The sequence below is a fragment of the Bacillus sp. A015 genome (assembly GCF_053851875.1).
Window position 1 is genome coordinate 60,516 of the sequence record NZ_JBSPZB010000003.1, and the last position, 18,735, is coordinate 79,250.

At 41.5% G+C, this 18,735-nt stretch carries 23 protein-coding genes; 11 read left to right on the forward strand and 12 right to left on the reverse strand.

The window, feature by feature from the left end:
- Positions 1-26: 26 nt before the first annotated feature.
- Together rpmG and ACSLGF_RS03585 are read right to left on the reverse strand one after the other, a co-directional pair.
- Positions 27-176, reverse strand: a complete 150-nt coding sequence (gene rpmG, locus ACSLGF_RS03580) for a 50S ribosomal protein L33 (protein WP_003214771.1) — start codon at positions 174-176, stop codon at positions 27-29.
- 144 nt (positions 177-320) lie between these two features.
- A complete protein-coding gene (locus ACSLGF_RS03585; RefSeq protein WP_099726486.1) occupies positions 321-743 on the reverse strand; it encodes a DUF5362 family protein in 423 nt (140 codons plus the stop codon).
- A gap of 298 nt (positions 744-1,041) precedes the next feature.
- On the opposite strand from ACSLGF_RS03585, the gene ACSLGF_RS03590 reads away from it, so the two are divergent.
- Both ACSLGF_RS03590 and ACSLGF_RS03595 read left to right on the forward strand, forming a co-directional pair.
- Positions 1,042-1,236, forward strand: coding sequence for a hypothetical protein (locus ACSLGF_RS03590; RefSeq protein WP_073978875.1), 195 nt, complete (start codon positions 1,042-1,044; stop codon positions 1,234-1,236).
- 33 nt (positions 1,237-1,269) lie between these two features.
- Positions 1,270-1,671 (forward strand): hypothetical protein, encoded by a 402-nt coding sequence (locus ACSLGF_RS03595; RefSeq protein ID WP_456002632.1) that lies wholly within the window; start codon positions 1,270-1,272, stop codon positions 1,669-1,671.
- A 48-nt stretch (positions 1,672-1,719) separates the two neighbouring features.
- Here the strand turns inward: ACSLGF_RS03595 and ACSLGF_RS03600 are convergent, their stop codons facing one another.
- On the reverse strand, positions 1,720-2,229 hold the full coding sequence (locus ACSLGF_RS03600; protein ID WP_456002634.1) for a thiol:disulfide interchange protein: 510 nt from the start codon (positions 2,227-2,229) through the stop codon (positions 1,720-1,722).
- Positions 2,230-2,327: 98 nt separating this feature from the next.
- Here ACSLGF_RS03600 and ACSLGF_RS03605 point away from each other — a divergent pair, with 98 nt between their 5' ends.
- The 3 genes from ACSLGF_RS03605 to ACSLGF_RS03615 are packed head-to-tail and all read left to right on the forward strand — an operon-like array spanning position 2,328 to position 5,216.
- A complete protein-coding gene (locus ACSLGF_RS03605; RefSeq protein WP_456002636.1) occupies positions 2,328-4,127 on the forward strand; it encodes an ABC transporter ATP-binding protein in 1,800 nt (599 codons plus the stop codon).
- Position 4,128: 1 nt separating this feature from the next.
- Positions 4,129-4,689, forward strand: a complete 561-nt coding sequence (locus tag ACSLGF_RS03610; RefSeq protein ID WP_456002638.1) for a MauE/DoxX family redox-associated membrane protein — start codon at positions 4,129-4,131, stop codon at positions 4,687-4,689.
- The gene (locus tag ACSLGF_RS03615; protein WP_456002640.1) at positions 4,686-5,216 is read left to right on the forward strand and encodes a TlpA family protein disulfide reductase; all 531 of its coding nucleotides are present in this window, start codon (positions 4,686-4,688) and stop codon (positions 5,214-5,216) included. The genes ACSLGF_RS03610 and ACSLGF_RS03615 overlap by 4 nt, the downstream gene beginning before the upstream one ends.
- A 218-nt stretch (positions 5,217-5,434) precedes the next feature.
- Here the strand turns inward: ACSLGF_RS03615 and ACSLGF_RS03620 are convergent, their stop codons facing one another.
- The gene (locus tag ACSLGF_RS03620; RefSeq protein ID WP_456002642.1) at positions 5,435-5,944 is read right to left on the reverse strand and encodes an N-acetyltransferase family protein; all 510 of its coding nucleotides are present in this window, start codon (positions 5,942-5,944) and stop codon (positions 5,435-5,437) included.
- A gap of 116 nt (positions 5,945-6,060) precedes the next feature.
- On the opposite strand from ACSLGF_RS03620, the gene ACSLGF_RS03625 reads away from it, so the two are divergent.
- Positions 6,061-6,957, forward strand: coding sequence for a peptidoglycan DD-metalloendopeptidase family protein (locus ACSLGF_RS03625; protein ID WP_456002644.1), 897 nt, complete (start codon positions 6,061-6,063; stop codon positions 6,955-6,957).
- Positions 6,958-7,042: 85 nt separating this feature from the next.
- On the opposite strand, the gene ACSLGF_RS03630 is transcribed toward ACSLGF_RS03625, so the two are convergent.
- From ACSLGF_RS03630 to ACSLGF_RS03650, 5 genes are all read right to left on the reverse strand, one after another.
- Positions 7,043-7,390 carry a P-II family nitrogen regulator gene (locus ACSLGF_RS03630; RefSeq protein ID WP_034318379.1) on the reverse strand — a complete coding sequence of 116 codons (348 nt, stop codon included), beginning with the start codon at positions 7,388-7,390 and terminating at the stop codon, positions 7,043-7,045.
- Positions 7,391-7,408: 18 nt separating this feature from the next.
- A complete protein-coding gene (locus ACSLGF_RS03635; RefSeq protein ID WP_456002646.1) occupies positions 7,409-8,617 on the reverse strand; it encodes an ammonium transporter in 1,209 nt (402 codons plus the stop codon).
- Positions 8,618-8,809: 192 nt separating this feature from the next.
- Positions 8,810-9,550 (reverse strand): amino acid ABC transporter ATP-binding protein, encoded by a 741-nt coding sequence (locus ACSLGF_RS03640; RefSeq protein WP_456002648.1) that lies wholly within the window; start codon positions 9,548-9,550, stop codon positions 8,810-8,812.
- 10 nt (positions 9,551-9,560) lie between these two features.
- Positions 9,561-10,238 carry an amino acid ABC transporter permease gene (locus ACSLGF_RS03645; protein WP_456002650.1) on the reverse strand — a complete coding sequence of 226 codons (678 nt, stop codon included), beginning with the start codon at positions 10,236-10,238 and terminating at the stop codon, positions 9,561-9,563.
- Positions 10,239-10,279: 41 nt separating this feature from the next.
- Complete coding sequence (locus tag ACSLGF_RS03650) at positions 10,280-11,089, reverse strand: transporter substrate-binding domain-containing protein (RefSeq protein ID WP_456002904.1); 810 nt, start codon at positions 11,087-11,089, stop codon at positions 10,280-10,282.
- 254 nt (positions 11,090-11,343) lie between these two features.
- On the opposite strand from ACSLGF_RS03650, the gene ACSLGF_RS03655 reads away from it, so the two are divergent.
- Positions 11,344-12,732: an MFS transporter gene (locus ACSLGF_RS03655; RefSeq protein WP_456002652.1), complete on the forward strand. Its 1,389-nt coding sequence runs from the start codon at positions 11,344-11,346 to the stop codon at positions 12,730-12,732.
- 38 nt (positions 12,733-12,770) lie between these two features.
- On the opposite strand, the gene ACSLGF_RS03660 is transcribed toward ACSLGF_RS03655, so the two are convergent.
- The 3 genes from ACSLGF_RS03660 to ACSLGF_RS03670 all read right to left on the reverse strand — a co-directional run bounded on the left by ACSLGF_RS03660 (position 12,771) and on the right by ACSLGF_RS03670 (position 15,098).
- The gene (locus ACSLGF_RS03660) at positions 12,771-13,370 is read right to left on the reverse strand and encodes an undecaprenyl-diphosphatase (protein WP_456002654.1); all 600 of its coding nucleotides are present in this window, start codon (positions 13,368-13,370) and stop codon (positions 12,771-12,773) included.
- A gap of 111 nt (positions 13,371-13,481) precedes the next feature.
- Complete coding sequence (locus ACSLGF_RS03665) at positions 13,482-14,636, reverse strand: MFS transporter (protein WP_456002906.1); 1,155 nt, start codon at positions 14,634-14,636, stop codon at positions 13,482-13,484.
- Between the two features lie 48 nt (positions 14,637-14,684).
- Positions 14,685-15,098 (reverse strand): MarR family winged helix-turn-helix transcriptional regulator, encoded by a 414-nt coding sequence (locus tag ACSLGF_RS03670; RefSeq protein WP_099726473.1) that lies wholly within the window; start codon positions 15,096-15,098, stop codon positions 14,685-14,687.
- 348 nt (positions 15,099-15,446) lie between these two features.
- Between ACSLGF_RS03670 and spoIIID the strand changes: the two genes are divergently transcribed.
- The 4 genes from spoIIID to ACSLGF_RS03690 all read left to right on the forward strand — a co-directional run bounded on the left by spoIIID (position 15,447) and on the right by ACSLGF_RS03690 (position 18,724).
- Positions 15,447-15,725 (forward strand): sporulation transcriptional regulator SpoIIID, encoded by a 279-nt coding sequence (gene spoIIID / locus ACSLGF_RS03675; RefSeq protein ID WP_008343327.1) that lies wholly within the window; start codon positions 15,447-15,449, stop codon positions 15,723-15,725.
- Between the two features lie 184 nt (positions 15,726-15,909).
- The gene (gene mbl, locus ACSLGF_RS03680) at positions 15,910-16,911 is read left to right on the forward strand and encodes a cell shape-determining protein Mbl (RefSeq protein WP_456002656.1); all 1,002 of its coding nucleotides are present in this window, start codon (positions 15,910-15,912) and stop codon (positions 16,909-16,911) included.
- 124 nt (positions 16,912-17,035) lie between these two features.
- On the forward strand, positions 17,036-17,875 hold the full coding sequence (locus ACSLGF_RS03685) for a flagellar hook-basal body protein (protein WP_456002658.1): 840 nt from the start codon (positions 17,036-17,038) through the stop codon (positions 17,873-17,875).
- Between the two features lie 30 nt (positions 17,876-17,905).
- The gene (locus ACSLGF_RS03690; RefSeq protein WP_456002660.1) at positions 17,906-18,724 is read left to right on the forward strand and encodes a flagellar hook-basal body protein; all 819 of its coding nucleotides are present in this window, start codon (positions 17,906-17,908) and stop codon (positions 18,722-18,724) included.
- The last annotated feature ends 11 nt before the right edge of the window (positions 18,725-18,735 follow it).

The following is an 18,735-nucleotide window of genomic DNA, read 5'->3' on the forward strand; positions in this document are numbered from 1 at the left end:
ATCATTACGATTTAAAACTTAAAAAATTATTTTGTTTCTCTATGAAGGGTATATTTCTTTAATCGAGGAGAATATTTTTTTAATTCCAATCGGTCTGGATTTGTTCGTTTATTTTTTGTAGTGATATAGTTTCTGTCACCTGTTTCAGTACAGGCTAAGGTGATTTTCACACGCATAAGTGATATGATCCTCCTTTAATTCGTAATAGTTACGATTTGTATTTTAAAATGATAAAGGCTGATTGTCAAGCTTAGTATCAAATGATCAATGCCAAATCACAAAGCAAAGGGGTATCGAATTTTAATTGATACCCCCATCCTTTAATAAAAGTCACCGAGTTCTTGTTCGTAATCACCTTCGTACTGCTGGACATCACTAGGGATCTCTTGGAGAAAGGCTAGTCCTCCTAGTACAAGCATCAAAATGATGGCGATGAATGAGAGAATGACTGCGGCAATACTTGAAATGGCGAACAGTGTCTGCATTTTCATCATCTTAGCATATTGTTCTAACAAGTCTTCGTAAGAAGTATCAGGAGCTTGAATCAATTGTTCAGCTGCTTTCACAGATTTTTGTACATGTATCCCCATCATAATGAGGAAAACGCCAAGGGCAGCAGGAAGAACAAGCCAAAACCCAATAAGGATCGAAAGTCCACCTGAAATATAGAGAAAGATACTACCAACTTTTCCCCACTTTGCTATTGAATGAAGAGATTGAATGATTTTTTCAGTTTGTTGCAATCGTGTTCACTCCTTTATGTATTCACTCTTTATCATACTTGAGCAAGTAGTACTTTAGGAAGAGTGAATGTTGAACAATTAAAAATATTTCTATCTTCACTTTACTATTTATGGATAAATAAATTATTTCTGAATAAGAAAAAAGTAACATTTACTATGATTTTTAGCGACAAATTATGTCATAAATAAGGATAGTAGTTAAAAATAATTAGTAAATTTATCAAAATATGTTGTTAGTTGTCTCGCAATTGGTTATTATTGTGTTGTATTACCATAAAAATTGGAAGGTGGAATTCATATGTTAGATCGTTTTTTAAACAAAATGACCAATGTTCAACCTGCAGCTGCTAGATGTATTTTGCAAAAATTAGTAACTTCTTGCAAATCAGCACCAACTTGTTTCCTTCAAGGTGTTGGAACTTTCCGTTACTACGTGGATCGTGACACAGGTGAGATTTGTACTAGCCAAGAACGCGTTAGATGCGGCTGCTAAATCTAGGTATCTTATTTAATAGGATGTGAACGCATGAGCATATCTTCAATTTCATTCTTAACAGATGCTATGCAGACGTCGAACAGTCGTCAAGCGGGCCAGACATCAAATTCTTTTTTAACCCAAGCTGCGCAAATTGTTCAAGGCGACCATTCTCCAGAAGAGAGAAAGGCATTATTTCAACAACTGACTTTAGTTCAGCAAGGAAAAGATTTAGAGCTTCATGTTTCTAAATTAAAGGAACTAGAGGAAGAGGTTCAAAAAGAGGGGTCTTCTTCGTCCGTTACTGTGAATCAGCATGGTGATCAAGTAGACATTTCGAATGAAGCTCGCAGTGAGTTTGAACAGGCTGAGGAACAAGCATCAGCTTCAAGTGAAGCTAGTGAAATCGCTACAGGGGAAAAAGATAAGGATGTCCAGCCAAATCCACAATAATAAATAATGAGGCGTGTGTTTGATACTCTTCACATGCCTCATTTATCTTTATTTTGCAGGCAACCGTGAATAAAGACCATCCGGAAAAGGTGCTGCATATGAGATTGTTTCATCGTCTTCTACCATGATGTAATATGGAAACTCTTGAATCTGGAATGCCTCTATCAATTGCTCATCTACCGGGATCATTCGCATATTGGTTTGGTTATCACGATATAATTCTTGATCCTTTTTTTGCCCATTCTTTAACAAGATACTAAATGAGACGTTTAATTTACGCTGTTCTTTCGTTTCTAGGAATTGTTCAAGTGATGGGATGCAGTGCGGACATGCTGTGTCAGTGAAAATAAGTAATTGCTGCTTGTGATTTGTTTGCAGCAGATCATTCATATGAATGGGTGATGGTTGTTCGAGAAGCGGATGCGCAAGTTTTTGTCCAACATGTTGAATAGGTAAGATGATCAGCTTCATCTGATGTTTTAAATAAGTGATGACTCCGACCGTTAATAAAAGACTGCAAAGAATAAGAGTGAGCTGTAAAAGTAAGATTGAATTCATCGTATATCGTCCTCTCAGAGTGAAGTTACGCAAAGCTATCATAATACAAATATCAAAAATATGTCAATTATACTAAATGGTGTAAGGTGGAGCATTTGATGAGTACAGTAAACCATTGTTTATATGCAATCTCCTATACTTGGAAAAGAAGTCGTTCTTATCTTCTTTTAACCTTGTTGGTCCAAGTGATCGTTGGTTTTATGCCTTTGGCTAGCGTCTGGATTATTCAAACATTGATTAATGAAATTATTTTATTTATGACTTCTTCAGGAGACATCCAAAAGGTTTTGTGGTTATTTGGGTTGCAAATGGTCATTGTGGTTTTAGGGTATGGGCTTCAGTTCATTCTTCAGCTTAGTCAGCAGAAAGCGACAAATCTGATTGGTTTGCATTTGAAGGGTGAATTGCTTCAGAAGGCGATAAGGCTTCCGTTTATTACGTTTGAACACCCCTCTTTTTATAATGAAAGTCAACGTGTGATGAACAGTCATCAGCACGTTCTGAGCATGGTCAGGAGTATTTTCACAATCATGAGCGCGTTGATTACTGTTGTATCACTTCTCATTTACATGGTCGGTATCCACTGGGGCTTGGCGGTCATTCTGATCGTGTTTACCCTGCCTGTCTTGTGGATTGAACTTTTCTTTGGAGGTGCGCGTTATCAATTAAACCGCATGTTAACTGCCAATGATCGAAGAGAAATGTATGTGTCCGATCTTGTAGCACAAAGAGATTCTCTGAAGGAAATACGTTTATATGGAATAGGGAATTATCTTCTTCAAAAATGGAAAGGTCATTATGTAAAAAGTGCAGATGAGAAATATAAATTGCTTAAACGACAAGTCCGCTGGGAGATGGCGGGCGGATTGCTCATGACCTTTGCCTATGTGTGCTGCGGTCTTTTTATTGTCTTTCTTATTTTCCAAAAAAAAATAGCGGCGGGGACGTTTGTCGCTGTGCTGCAAGCTGTACAAAACATTCAAAGTGGTTTTCAAGATTTAACGAGGGAATTCTCTAGTTTATATGAAACGAGTCTTTATGTTGATGAAATGAGAGCTTTTCAAAAGAGAGAAGAGGAAATTCATGAACAGTCAGAAGGTGCAGCATCGCTTCGAAGGATCGAGCATATTCAGTCCATCACACTAGAAAATCTCTCTTTTACTTATCCGAATATGAAAACGCCTGCTATTGAGCATATACATTTTCATATCAATAAAGGTGAACGTATAGCATTAGTCGGGGATAACGGATCAGGTAAAACCACCTTGATCAAATGTTTGACCGGCTTATACGATCCAGATCAGCCGAATATGCAGAAAGTCAATGGTGAGTCTATTTCGACCATTCATAAAAGGTCATATCATGCTAGAATGGCCGTTCTCTTTCAAGATTTTATGAAGTACGAATTCACTGTGAAAGAAAACATTGGGTTTGGCCGTATCGACGATATAGATGAGGAAGAGCGAATGATTTCAGCTGCGCGGCAAGCAGGTATAGAAAAAAGAATCAATCAAATGGAAGAAACGTATGATGCGCAGCTTGGCCGCTTTTTTGAAGAAGGCCATGAACTGTCTGGTGGACAATGGCAAAAGCTTGCGATGGCGAGAACCTTTTTTAGAGAGAGTGATTTTATCATTTTAGATGAACCAACTTCTGCTCTCGACCCACTGTCGGAGATTTCACTCATTCGAAAGTTATTCGATCATACGCAGGATCAAGGTGTTTTGTTTATTACACATCGTATGGGAGCGGCCCGCTTAGCAGATCGTATTATCGTTATGAAAGATGGTGCTTTCGTCGAAGAGGGGGACCATGATGAGCTTATGACGCTAAACGGAGAGTACAAAAGGCTTTACGAGGCACAATCTCAACTATTTCAACAAAAGGAGATGGTGTAGGGTGAGTGTCTTTTATTTCATAGGTGTCTATCTACTAGGAATCATTTTTGCAGGTGCATGGCTGGATAAAGTGAGCAAACAGACGGCGCATGTGCAGCAGATGAATGCTTATCGGCTGCTGCCTCCATCTTTCGCAGCACCAATGTTTTATTTGTTTTTGTCTGTTGAACTGGTTTGTACTGTTCATTTGTTCATTTGGAACATGTCTCTCGTACCTGCGATTGGTCTTACAGCACTTTTATGTATCTATACTGGAGCGGTTACGTTCAATTTATTGAGAGGGCATCGTGATATTTCGTGTGGCTGTGGAGGTCTTCTTGAAAATGAACGCCTTCATTGGGGGATTGTGATTCGAAATGTGTTGATGCTGGCTCTTGTACTGGGGTTATTTTATGTGCATTCCTATGTAGTAGAGACGATTCCATGGCACTTCAAAATCATTTGTTTTCTGATCGCGGTGGCTGTCTGTTTCATCATAGCGGTCAGTCAAGAAATCATGTTATTCAAGCGAAAGTGGATCAATCAATTTGGATCAATTATAGAAGGAGATAAAATGAAATGACAGATATTTTATTAATCATTGTGTTATTGATTGTCATTGCGCAGCTGGCTGTGGTGTTTCTGCTTGCCCGTTTTATCGGGAAATTTATGAATAAAATAAAAACCCTTGATGGGATTGAGTTGAAGGAAGCAGAAGTGGGTGATCCGGCCCCGCTATTTCGAAGCTATACGCATTTAGGGGAAAAGGTGATGTTAAAGGAATATTTGCAAAGCAGGAGAGCCGTGATGCTGTTATTTGTGAATTCTACTTGTATGACGTGCAAAAGCATTTTGGCTGATATGCAGCAGCAAATCTCTAGTGATGATGCTCAGTTCATTTTTATTAATGGAGATGAACAAGCGGATGATGCGTCGCTTCTTCAATTGCTGCCGGATCAAGCCGTTTATATGCGCTCTTCACAAATCATGGAGCTGTATGGGGTAACTGTTGTCCCGCAAGCGATTCTCATTGATGAACACGGAATCATCCTGCAAAGAAAATCCCTTCAAAATGCGAAACAGTTTGAACAGCTGTTGCACGCTTCATAAAAAAGCGTCTCTTTCTTTTAGAGACGCTGCAGCGTGTAGACAAACCCTCGCATTCGCCCGCAGTCCTGCGTGCCGGTGCTCACGAATGTCAAATTCGCTCCGCTGCGTCCTAGACTTCAAAGGTTTTCTATCACGCTGAGCTGAAAAGAAGACAAAGGGCTAAAATAAACATCATTTTAGCCCTTTGTCAACAATCTGAAGCGTTAGAGACACTGGTTTTATATTTCTTTTCCTAGTATATCTAAATCGTACCTGCTGCCGTCCATTTCTGCGATGCGTGGCAGGTGTCCCCAAGTCTCAAAGCCGTGTTTTTTAAATAGTCGAATGCTGGCTTCGTTGTGCCCGAAAATAAAGGCAAGCAACGTTCGGATGCCTAATGAGGGCGCCAATTCAATGGCCTCTTGTAAGAAAAGCGATCCTAAGCCTTTCCCTCGATAGTCTTGGTTCAAATAAATACTCAATTCAACGGTTCCGTTGTATGCAGGTCTCCCGTAAAATGTTTCAAAGCTGAGCCAGCCATAGATATTTCCTTCTTCATCTGTTTTTACATAGAGAGGTCTTTTCTCTGAATGATTCAAAAACCATTGCCTGCGGTTTTCAACTGTAACAGGTTCTGTATCGGCGGTCGCTTCTCTTGAAGCAATGGTTGAATTGTAGATATCGACGATCGCTTTGAGGTCATCTTCTGTTGCAATGCGGTTGAAAGTTTTCACAATAAAGTCCCCCATCTTTTTTTCATTCATCATACATATTATTGATGCGATTGCGCAAAATAAAAAGAAAAATGATTTCGTGTGTATATATTTTTTGAAAAGTGTTCAGAATGTTGCTGAGGTGATGAAAAATGAGAGAGGAAGAAAAGAAACGTACTTCCAAAATCACAAAAGTTCAGCAATTTTTCCGTAAGCGCTGGGTATTCCCTGCTATTTACTTGGTCAGCGCAGCGGTCGTGTTAACAGCAGTTCTTTGGTATCAAGCTGTATCAAAAGATGTGAAAGACCAATTATCTGATGGAAATCAAGCAGGACAAGAACAGCGTGATGATGCCGTTGAAGTTGGAAAGCCAATTGAAAATGTTGCAATGCCGGTCCAGAATTCTGATAATGTTTCTGTCGTGAAAAAGTTCTATGAAGCAGATGCTGATCAAAAAGAAAAAGAAGCAGCACTTGTAAACTATAATAACACCTATACCTTAAGCAAAGGTATTGATCTTGCAGATAAAGATGGCAAAGTGTTTGATGTCGCAGCTGCTCTTAGTGGAACAGTGGTTCAAGCAAAAAAAGATCCAGTTCTCGGTCACGTCGTTGAAATTGAACATGAAGATGGTTTGTCGACTGTCTATCAATCGTTGTCTCAAGTGAGTGTAAAAGAAGGCGATGAAGTGAAGCAGAATGATGTCATCGGTGCTTCTGGTAAAAATCTTTATGGTGCTGAAAGCGGTAACCATGTCCATTTTGAAATTCGTATGGAAGGTTTAGCGCTCAATCCACTTAGCTTCATTGATAAGCCTGTTTCTACTATTGAAAAAGCAGCACAAGAAGTGACGGAAGAAGCAAAAGAACCTGCTCAGCCAAAGGCTGATGAAAAAACGAAGGAACCTGCTGCTGAAGATAAGGCCAAAGAGCCGGCTGGAGAAAAATCTGAAGAAAAGTCTGATGAGAAGGGGAAATCCTCTGATCAAGAAAAGTCTTCAGACTCCTCTAAAGACAGCAGTCAGTTAGAAGAAACAAAACCATCTTAATGTCTTGCAAGATCCTCTGTGTAGATGACTACACAGAGTTTTTTTCTGCCTTAAAAAGATCCTCCACCACGCGGCGGAGGATGTACTATAAGGCGGCAGGTCCTTCTTCACCTGTCCGGATGTTAATTGTATTCTCTATTTCATATATAAACATTTTCCCATCCCCTGGTTCGCCTGTGCGAAGTACTTTTTGTGCTGTTTCAACGACCTGTTCGACAGGTACCTTGCTCAGGACGATCTCGATCTTTAATCGTTCGTACACGTTGCTTTCCTTTTTGACGCCGCGGTATAGCTCTGTATGTCCCTTTTGTAAGCCGCAGCCGTGCACATTTGAAAAGGTAATAGAGGTGACACCAATCTTTCCAAGCTCCACCTTTAATGTTTCAAAATTAGCTGGACGTGTGACAATCTCCACTTTATACATTTTGCTCATAGAGACACCCCTTTTTCTTTAATCTTGATATGCTTTTTCGCCGTGCATGGTTAAATCAAGACCCACTGATTCTTCTTCTTCGGTTGCTCGAATCTTGAAGAAGATATTGACGACTTTGATGATCACGTATGTTACAACAGCAACAAAGGCGTAAGTGGCGACAATGGCGACAACTTGCTTCCAAAGTAAGCTTGGATCTCCGTAAAATAAGCCATTGGCTCCGCCGTCATTGACAGAGGTTGTTGCGAAAAGTCCTGTTGCAATGCCTCCCCAAGTACCACCAATTCCATGAAGGCCGAATGCATCAAGGGCATCATCATAGCCGAATTTGGCTTTGAGGGAGAAGACTCCCCAGAAACAGACGATCCCGCCAATGATTCCTATAATAATAGAAGCAAATGGAGTGACAAAGCCTGCGGCAGGTGTAATGGCGACAAGACCTGCAATGGCTCCAGAGATGGCACCAAGCATTGTTGGTTTTTTGTTGATCATCCACTCGACTAACAGCCAGCCGATGATTCCTGCGGCAGCTGCTGTATTGGTGTTAATAAAGGCAAACATGGCGACGCTGTTTAACGTCAGGGCGCTCCCAACATTAAAACCAAACCAGCCAAACCAGATGACAGCTCCGCCAAGAAGTGTGTAGATCAAGTTATGCGGGGAAGAACTTGCTGCTTCTTTTCGCTTCCCAAGAACAATCGCAACGATTAGACCGGCAACACCGGATGAGATGTGAACCACGTTTCCTCCAGCGAAGTCAAGCGCGCCCATTTCTCCAATCCAACCACCGCCCCATACCCAGTGTGCGACTGGCGCGTATACAAATGTGACCCAAAGGAGTGTAAACACGACCACTGCTGAGTAACGAATACGTTCGGCAAAGGCACCTGAGATGATGGCTGTTGTTAAGACGGCAAAGGTCATTTGGAACATCATGAACAATGAATGTGGGATGGTATCGCTATATGAACCAGGCTCAAAGCCCACGTCTTTTAACCCAACCCATTCAAAGCCCCCGATCCATGCATTGCCTGGCGCAAAAGCCAAGGAATAGCCAAACACGATCCAGACGATCGAGACGATGGCCAGTGATGTTAAGCTGTGCATTGTTGTACTTAACACGTTTTTACTTCTCACAAGTCCCCCGTAGAATAAAGCTAAACCCGGTGTCATTAACCACACGAGTAGTGCGCAGAAGAACATAAATACTGTATCACCCATTTGCATGCTGCATTCCCCCGAATCATTCAGAATTAATTGATTTCTTAATTCTTCATTATAGAGAGAAAAGTCACATATAACATATACATGTAAGTTTATCTAACATGGTTTTTGGTTATGTTCAATATAAATGGATGAAACGTTCGTAAAAAATGAGAAAAAACGTGCGTTGATCACTAAAAATAAAGGGCGTTTGACCTATAAAATGGAGCTGAGAAACAGTTTGGTTCGCTCCTCTTGAGGGGAATCGAACAATTCCGATGGGATCCCTTCTTCGATGATACGTCCTTCGTGCATATAGACGACACGATCGGCGACTTCTTTTGCAAAGCCCATTTCATGTGTAACTATGACCATTGTCATGCCTTCTTTTGCGAGGCTTTTCATGGTTTGCAGCACCTCGCCTACAAGCTCTGGGTCAAGGGCAGACGTAGGTTCGTCAAATAACATGACATCAGGTTTCATGGCGAGAGACCGTGCAATAGCAACACGCTGCTTTTGGCCGCCTGATAGTTTAGAAGGATACACCTTGGCTTTATCCGCAAGTCCGACTTTTTCTAACAAGACTTTGGCTTCAGCGATGGCCTGTGCTTTCTTTGTTTTCTTCACCATCACAGGCGCTTCGATGATGTTTTCAAGTACAGTTTTGTGCGGAAAGAGATTAAAATGCTGAAACACCATGCCTATTTTTTGTCTCATTTCGTTTAGTTGATCACGCTTTGGTTGAACAGGACTGCCATCGATGATGATCTGACCGTCATTTTTTATTTCTAAAAAGTTCATACAGCGGAGCAAGGTGCTTTTTCCAGAGCCGCTCGCTCCAATTAAGACGAACACATCATTTTCATACACGGTGAGATCGATATCCTTTAAGACATGCAGATTCCCGAAGTATTTATTGAGTTTTTCAACACGAATGATTTCCTTTGATTCTGTCATGCTTCTCCTCCTAATGGTCACTGACTGAAAGTTTTTTCTCAAAGGTTTGGACAGCGAATGTTAACAGCAGGACAAGAACTAAGTAATAGACAGCCACAACAAGTAAATACGTCATATTGTCAAAGCTGTTGGAGCCTTGAGTGGTGGCTACGTTAAATAGTTCATTGACGCTGATAAAGGCGGCAAGTGATGAGTCTTTTAACCCGATAATGAACTGATTACCGAGAGGGGGAAGGGCGCGCCGCATCGCTTGCGGGAGAATGATACGTCTCATGGTTAAAAAGCGGCCCATTCCAAGAGAACGTCCTGCCTCTTTTTGACCTTGGTCGATTGATTGGATGGCGCCTCTGAATATCTCTGCTATATAGGCACCATTATGAAAGGCAAGCGCAATAGAAGCAGCCCAGAAGTCGGGTATATTTAATTCCGTGAGTCCAAAATATAGGATAAAGATTTGAACAATCAGTGGTGTTCCGCGTACAAGGAAGATATAGGCATTGGCGATATATCCGAAAACCGCCACGCGGGATATTTTCAGTAAAGCAAAGAAGAGCCCAATGAACATACCGATGAAGATGCTGATCACAGTTAGTTGTAAGGTGAGCAGCATCCCCTCTAAGAAAATGTCTCTAGAATCAATCAGCGTCTGGAAAAAGTGTGATAGGGTAGGCAAAACAATCATCTCCATTTGAAGAAAGTGCGCCTGGAAAAGGGCGCACAATCGTGGTTTTAATCCTGTTTAACGGTAATATCTTCGTCAAAGTACTTTTCGCTAATTTGTCTTAATGTTCCGTCTTTTTTTAGTGCATCAATCGCATCGTTGATCTCTTCTATGAGCTGTTTATTTTCTTTTGACACAGCGATTGCTTGCTCACTTTGTCCGAGTCTTTCCTGCGCTTCTATTTTTAATTTTTTCTTCATGGCTTCTGCACCTGTGGCAAAATCAGTCACGACCGCATCGTGTTTTCCTTTGGCTAGTGCTTCTAAAGCGACCACATCACTGTCGTAATATTTTGGTTCCTGCCCGCTATGTTCTTTCGCAATATCAGCGTAGGACGACCCTTTTGATACAGCGATTTCTTTGTCTTTTAAGTCATTAGCACTTTGAATGTCTGCTCCAGTTCTTGTGAAGATTTGCGGACCGGAGTAGTAGTAGGGTTTAGAAAAAAGGACGTGTTTTTTTCGTTCCTCATTGATGGTATGACTCGCAACTGCCGCATCAAATTTCCCTGCTTTCACGCCTTCGACGATACCTGCGAATTTATATTTTTTCTGTACAGGTTCGAGGCCGAGCTTGTCGCTAATCGCATTACCTACATCGATATCAAAGCCGGACATCTCGTTTCCATCCATGTAACTGAATGGGTGAAATTCCCCTGATGCTGCAAAAACAAATTTTCCATCTTCCAAAATCGGCGACCCTTTCGCTGTAGAATTACGTTTATCTCCGTTCCCATTTGTTTCATTTGATCCACACGAAGACAGAAGTAATACTGCAACCGAGAAAAGGGCTGGGACCCAAAACCGTCTTTTTTTAATAATATGCTTCTCCTCCTTTTCAGCCGTTCTCCATATAAGGAGAAAGCAGGCGTTAAATATGTGTGAATCTTACCATTTGTTCCTCTTATTCTCAATTTTACATGTGTTTTTCCAACACTTGCCCCTTTTAGAATGTATGTCTTGCTGTTCAAAGAGAGAACTTGAATTAATAAGGGTAAAAAAGGGAAATGAATCTCATAATAACGGAAGAATAGGCAAAGAACATACCATATAACAAAGAGGGGGTCCGGTGTATGAACAAGTGGAGAGACAACCGAAAAGTCTTTTTGACCGCTATTGCCTTTGGAACGATGTTAAATCCACTGAATTCCTCGATGATTTCTTTGGCCTTGCATCAAATTCAGCATGAGTTTGGTTTGTCGTTTACGACCGTATCCTGGCTCATTTCGACTTTTTATTTAGCCAGTGCGGTGACGCAGCCGGTGAGCGGCCGGATTGGGGATCATGTGATGAGCCGGAGAACATTATTTTTATTTGGGTTGGCTCTTGTGGCCATTTCGGCCATTTGTGCCCCTTTTGCCCCGACTTTTGCGGTGCTGATTGTGATCCGGCTGTTGCAGGCGATTGGAAGTAGTGCCATTTATCCTTCGGGTGTTGGACTCATTCAGGATCATATTAAGGAAAAACAGGCTTCGGCATTAGCGGTATTGTCCATTTTTGCATCAGCGATGACAGCACTCGGACCGACGCTTGGCGGGTTTTTGATGACAATCGGCGGCTGGCCGGCTATCTTTTTAGTGAATCTGCCTTTTATTCTGATTAGTTTCTTTCTTGGACTATCTTTGTTTCCGAAGGAGCAGAAGAAGAGAAAGCTCCGCATAGGAGAAACTGTACGAAAGCTCGATTTGCCAGGGATGCTTCTTTTTACAGCTTGTATTGTACTCCTACTTTCATTTTTATTATCACTTGCTGATGGTATTCAGTATGTACAGGGCATTCTTTGTCTCCTGAGTGCAGGTGCTTTTATCTGGTGGGAATATCAGGTGGATGAACCGTTTATTCAAATTCGGATGTTTCGCAAGGAGAAGCGGCTGTCACTTGTGTATGTGCAATTTATCATTTTAAATATTTTCTTCTATTGTCTCTTTTTTGGTTTGCCGAGTTATTTTCAGGATGAATTGGGCTGGCGTGTGGAGATGACGGGTCTTTTTATGCTGTGCATGTCTGGGGTGAGCATCATTGTGTCGCCGCTGACAGGAAAGTGGGTGGATCGCGGGGATGAACGACATCCGATTTTAGCAAGCACAGTATTGATGCTGGGTGGAGCTTCTGCGATGACATTCTTTTTTATTCCTGCGCCCTTATGGGGGAAAGGAGTGGTTCTTGCGTTACTTGGACTCAGTTACGGCATTGGGAATGTGGCGCTTCAAGCTGCGATGCTAAAAGCGAGTCCTCAGCAAATGATTGGCACATCCTCCGGGCTTTTTCAAACATGCCGGTACCTTGGTTCCATTCTGTCATCTGCTGTGCTTGGCATGCTGTTTGGTGAGGAAATCGCTGGTTCCCATTTTGAGCAGTTAGGGTGGACGTTAATCATCATTTCTCTTATTGGCATTGGTGTAAGTCTCTATTTTTCAAGTACGATCAGAGGGAGACAGCCAATAAAAAAAGCGGCCGGATAAAGTGGAAGAAGAATCTTCATCACTTTATCGCAAGCCGCTTAAGAATTGGACAGGTCAGAGCCCTGATCGTTTTGCTTCCTTCTGAATATTTTCCCCATCATTGTCTCATAGAACATCACGATGCGATCAATTGGAGAGTCAAAGAACTTCCATAATTTATTCATGATAAAGACAACCACAATCGATACGGCCAAGCTGCCTAAGACATCAAATGGATAATGGTGACCGACCCAGATGCGGGAGAATCCTGTAAGTAATCCAAAGACGAGCAAAATGTTGCCGAGCTTTTTATTACGGGATCTAATGGCTAATGAAAGAGCCAGTGCGCCTGTTGTATGGTCACTTGGGAAGGAAGCGTCTGCTGAGTGCGGGATGAGTGTGTCGACTTTATGTGCCACAAACGGCCGCTCTTCATAATAAAACAGTGTAATGGCAAAATTGACGATGAGTGCCACGATGCCTGTTACACCGGAGAAGAAGACATGCTTCTTAAATTTATGATTACCTAAAAACCAGCATATCAATAAGACAAGGGCATACACAAGAATGGCCTTTTTCGTAATGAAAATCATGGCCTGATCTAAAAACTCAGAATGATGAGCCATCCCGTGTATGACTTTAAACAATTCGTAATTCAAAACATCACCTATACCTTCGCTTAACGCCAACTATTTTTCAAACAAGCCTATATGCTTTATTTGAAATATCCTATATTTTAGCATGTTTCCGGTGAAGTTTAAAACAGAATCCTATTCTGATAGTGAGACCTTTTGTGCTTTAGCTTCTTGGGGTTTTCGTTCGCTCCAGTAAAAAACGCCCATGCTTAGCAAGACAACGATGCCTGCAATGAGATACACATTTGAGAAGTCTGTGAAGCTGACAAGAAGACCAAATACAAATGAACCAGCAGCAATGCCAGTATCATATAGTGTAAAGAAAGTGGCCGTTGCATAGCCCGTACGGTGAGCTGGAGAGTGCTGAATCGCTAGTGTTTGCAAACAAGGCACCAAAGATCCATAGCCGAGGCCAATCACAGCACCTGATAAAAGAAGCATTGTCGCTGAATGTGTAGCCGTCAGCATCCATAAACCAATTGCAAAAAGGGCAATGGATGGATAGATCACAATGTGAGGTCCTACTCGGTCAAAAAGTCTGCCTGTAAACGGACGTGATCCAAGCATCGCAGCCGCAAAAACAATGAAAAAATAACTGCTTGCACCCATCAGATGAAGTGAATTGGCATAGACTGAAATAAATGAAATGATTGGCGAATAACAGAAGGAAATAATGATTCCGACTGCCGCTGTTTTTAATGCACCTTTTTCAAACAGGTGAGAAAAAGTGAATCGAAAGACGACGCTTCCTCCGTTTTCAGGCTCTGGCTGTCTAATCATGATAGTAAAAGCTGCTCCGATGGTCACGATGATGGAAAAGAGAAGGAATAAGGAATGGAATCCTACTTTTCCTACTTGATTCAGTGCGATAAACGGACCGATGACCACTGCGAGGTTCATTGACATCACAAAGTATCCTAAGCCTTCCCCGCGTTTGTTTTTCGGGATCATATCGGCAGCAATGGCACTCGCTACTGTCGTCAAAATGCTAAAAAAGATTCCTTGTACAAAACGCAGCATGAGCAGCGGTTGGAATTGATCAATCGGAATGTATAAATAAGTGAGTAAGGCAAAGGCCGTTGAAGAGAAAATTGCCATGCGTTTTTTGCCGAATTTCTCAATAATGGCTCCGGAAAACGGTCTCGTCACAATGGCGGATAATAAGAAGACCGTCACAAGGAGTCCGCCCTGTGATTCTGTTCCATTTAGTTCATCCATTGTGTAAATGGGCAACAATGTCAAAAGGGCATAAAAAGAGGTGAATGTAAATAAATTCACCAGGACAATCATGATAAAGTCTCTCGTCCAAATGCGTTCGTTCACGATGTATGTCACTTCCTATTCAGTTGATAATTTGTGTAAAAGGGTATGGAGGAGTTGTTTTTCTTCGTAGGTAAAGTCTGAAAGACATTCTTCTTCAAATTGTTCTATCGTGTGCTTAATTTCTTCAAATCGAGCTTTTGCATCATCTGTCATCACGATGAGATTTTCACGTTTGTCTTTTCCTTGTACACGCTTCACCCAGCCGTTTGCTTCTAGACGGGTGACGGTTCTGGTAATGGTTGGTGCTTCGACGTTCAAATATGTCCAAATGTCTTTTTGTGTTTTCGGGCCGAATGTATCCAAACAAAAAAGTACAGTCCACTGGGACATGTACAAGTCATAAGCAGCAAGCGCTTCGTTCGCCTTTTTAGACAGCAGCCTGGCGCTTTGATGTATTTGATGTAAACACTCTCTGTTTAACGTATCCATATGCTCACCTTTATTAAATATTTATCTAGGTAAATAAATTCACCTTTTCTATTTTACGTGCTTGATCCATGCTTGTAAAGTGAAAATTTTCGCCACCCGAAATGAATTTTTTATTTTGCCTTTTCTGATAAATCCCTTGTCCCATCTTCATTTTTAGCATATTCCCTATGCAATGCTAATACACTGTTACAAACCTGACAAAGAGAGTGTTTGAGGTGAGGGATCGTGTTTGGAATTTACTACCTAATGGATGAGAAATTACGACGAACAAGCGCTGCTGAAAATGGATAATCTTCATACGGATCTCATTTCACACTTCTCACATCCATTTTAGGGAGGTCGAGTGGTGTGCACGATTACATCAAAGAGCGAACAATCAAGATAGGAAAGTATATCGTGGAGACAAAGAAAACCGTTCGTGTTATTGCGAAAGAATTTGGAGTCTCTAAAAGTACTGTACACAAGGATCTAACAGAAAGACTGCCAGAAATTAATCCAGATCTGGCTAATGAGGTAAAGGAGATACTGGATTATCATAAATCAATCCGCCACTTGCGAGGAGGAGAAGCCACCAAGTTGAAGTATAAAAAAGAAGAAATTTTAGAAGGCGAGCCTGTGAAACAATAAGCTTAGTTCTTTATTCATAAACATGATATATATATCTTCCTCATATCGGTAGTTTCTAACCACAAATTTTGTAAAGACTTTTGTAAAGAAATATCTTTTTTTCTGCAAATTATGATAGAATATATAATTAGGGCAGAATGTGGTATTTGCTATGGAAACAGATTTTCAAGGAGGATATATATAGATGTTTGCTAGGGATATTGGAATTGATCTTGGTACTGCCAATGTACTGATTCATGTCAAAGGAAAAGGAATTGTGTTAAATGAACCATCTGTTGTAGCACTTGACAAAAACAGCGGGAAAGTACTGGCTGTTGGAGAAGAGGCTAGACGTATGGTTGGACGTACGCCTGGGAATATTGTTGCGATTCGTCCATTAAAAGATGGCGTAATTGCTGATTTTGAAGTAACTGAAGCAATGCTCAAGCATTTTATTAACAAATTAAATGTGAAAGGGCTGTTCTCTAAGCCTCGCATGCTCATCTGCTGCCCGACAAACATTACATCTGTTGAGCAGAAGGCGATCAAAGAAGCTGCTGAAAAAAGCGGCGGTAAGCATGTATTTCTTGAAGAAGAGCCAAAAGTAGCAGCTATTGGTGCTGGTATGGATATTTTTCAGCCGAGTGGAAACATGGTCGTAGATATTGGAGGCGGAACGACAGATATCGCTGTCATCTCTATGGGTGACATTGTAACCGCCTCTTCTATTAAAATGGCTGGAGATAAATTTGATCTGGAAATTCTAAACTACATTAAAAAAGAGTACAAGCTGTTGATCGGTGAGCGCACTGCAGAGGATATTAAGATCCAAGTTGCAACGGTATTCCCAGACGCACGTCACGAAGAGATTTCGATTCGTGGACGAGACATGGTGACAGGATTACCAAGAACGATTACCGTCACAAGCAAAGAAGTAGAAGAAGCATTACGTGAATCTGTATCTGCGATTGTTCAGGCAGCGAAGCAAGTTCTTGAGAGAACACCGCCTGAATTATCAGCTGATATTATCGATCGCGGAGTCATCATTACAGGTGGCGGAGGTCTTCTAAACGGGCTTGATCAATTGCTTGCAGAAGAGCTGAAAGTACCAGTTTTCGTTGCTGAAAATCCTATGGACTGTGTAGCAGTTGGTACTGGCGTGATGCTTGATAATATGGACAAGCTGCCAAAGCGTAAACTCAGCTAATGATTCCCCTCATTCTTTTTAGAAAGAATGGGGGATTTTTATTAAAGAACCCTGCAAATATGCCGATATATTTCATAGAAGATTGTGTTGAGGTCATGTGAAAGAATCTTAATGAGGTGAGCACGTGTTAAAAGGACTATACACCGCAACATCTGCTATGATCGCTCAAGAGCGGCGGACAGAAATGCTTTCAAATAATATCGCAAATGCGAATACACCAGGGTATAAAGCTGATGAAGGGGCAATGCGGGCGTTTCCAGAAATGCTGCTGAGCCGAATGGAATCAGGTCGCTTCCAAACATCCTCAGGTAAAGGCTTTAATGTCCCGCAGCAAACGCCGATTGGTGGAATTAATACTGGGACATATATGCAGGAACTGATCCCTCAATTTACACAAGGAACATTAAAAACAACGGATCAAACAACAGATGTCGCACTAGTAGAAAATAATGTGCCAATCAACCCAGAGACAAATCAAAAATCAGCGCTGTTTTATGCCGTCAACACACCAGAAGGCGTTCGTTATACGAAAAGTAGTTCCATTACATTGAACGCACAAAATCAATTGACCATTGGTGGCCGTGCCCTTCTTTCAGTGACGGGTCAGCCGATTACGGTTCAGAGTGAGAATTTCAAAGTGAATGCAGATGGAACTGTGAGTGAAAATGGACAAAATCTCGGGCAAATCGATGTACGTGTCGCAATGGACACAAGAAATCTTGCGCGTGAAGGAAATGATTTATACCGTACGGCTGATAACCAGCCCCTGCCAAGTGCAGTAAATAACGGTCAAATGTCCTATTCGTTAAGCCAAGGTGTATCGGAGCTGTCGAACGTGGATGTGACGAAATCATATACAGAAATGACAACAGCCTATCGAGCATTTGAAACAAATCAAAAAGTGGTTCAGGCGTATGACAAAAGCTTAGAAAAAGCAGTGAATGAAATCGGAAGAGTGTACTAATCAAGAAATGAAAGGGAAAGGAGGATTCTTATGCTCAGAACAATGATTAATGCAGCTGTGTCGATGAACGAGGTACAAAAGCAGCTTGATATCATCAGTCATAACATCGCGAACAGTGAAACAACAGGGTATCGCGCGAAAAACACCCGTTTCTCAGAGCTGGTCAGACAGCAGTTTAATCAAGTAGATGAAAAAAATGAGCAGGTGGCAAACAGTCGTCTGACACCTGCTGGACTAAGACTGGGAACAGGTACAATGGTCAATGCGTCCATTAACTCATTGCAAGGGTCTATTAAAGAAACAGGGCGTGACCTTGATGTTGCGTTTGGGGCGCCATCGCAGTATTTGCAGGTCAATGCCGGCGGTAATATCCGTTATACAAGAGATGGTTCTCTTTACTTACAGCCAGGCAATAACCGTAACCAAGTTCAGCTGGTTACAAGTGAAGGCCATCCGATTCTTGATGAAAACGGAAATGCGATCGTCTTAAATGCGAATTTTCGTGATATTTCCATTGATAAAAATGGACGGCTCACGGCTATTTCTAGAGATAATCAACCGAATCAGCAGGTGGATCTTGGGGTTGTACAAGTCAATAATTCTTCAGCACTCATCTCTGAAGGAGATAATTTGTTCTCAGTAGACGGCAACTATCAAGGCGCTTTAACGGCACTGAATGGAGCAAACCGACAAGCGATTCAGCTTCAGCAAGGTGCACTTGAAACCTCGAATGTGGACATGTCTAAAGAATTAACTGATTTAATGACAACACAGCGCTCATATCAGATGAACTCAAGAACCATTACGATGGGTGATCAGATGCTGGGATTAGTGAATACGATTAGATAATCAGCAGGCTG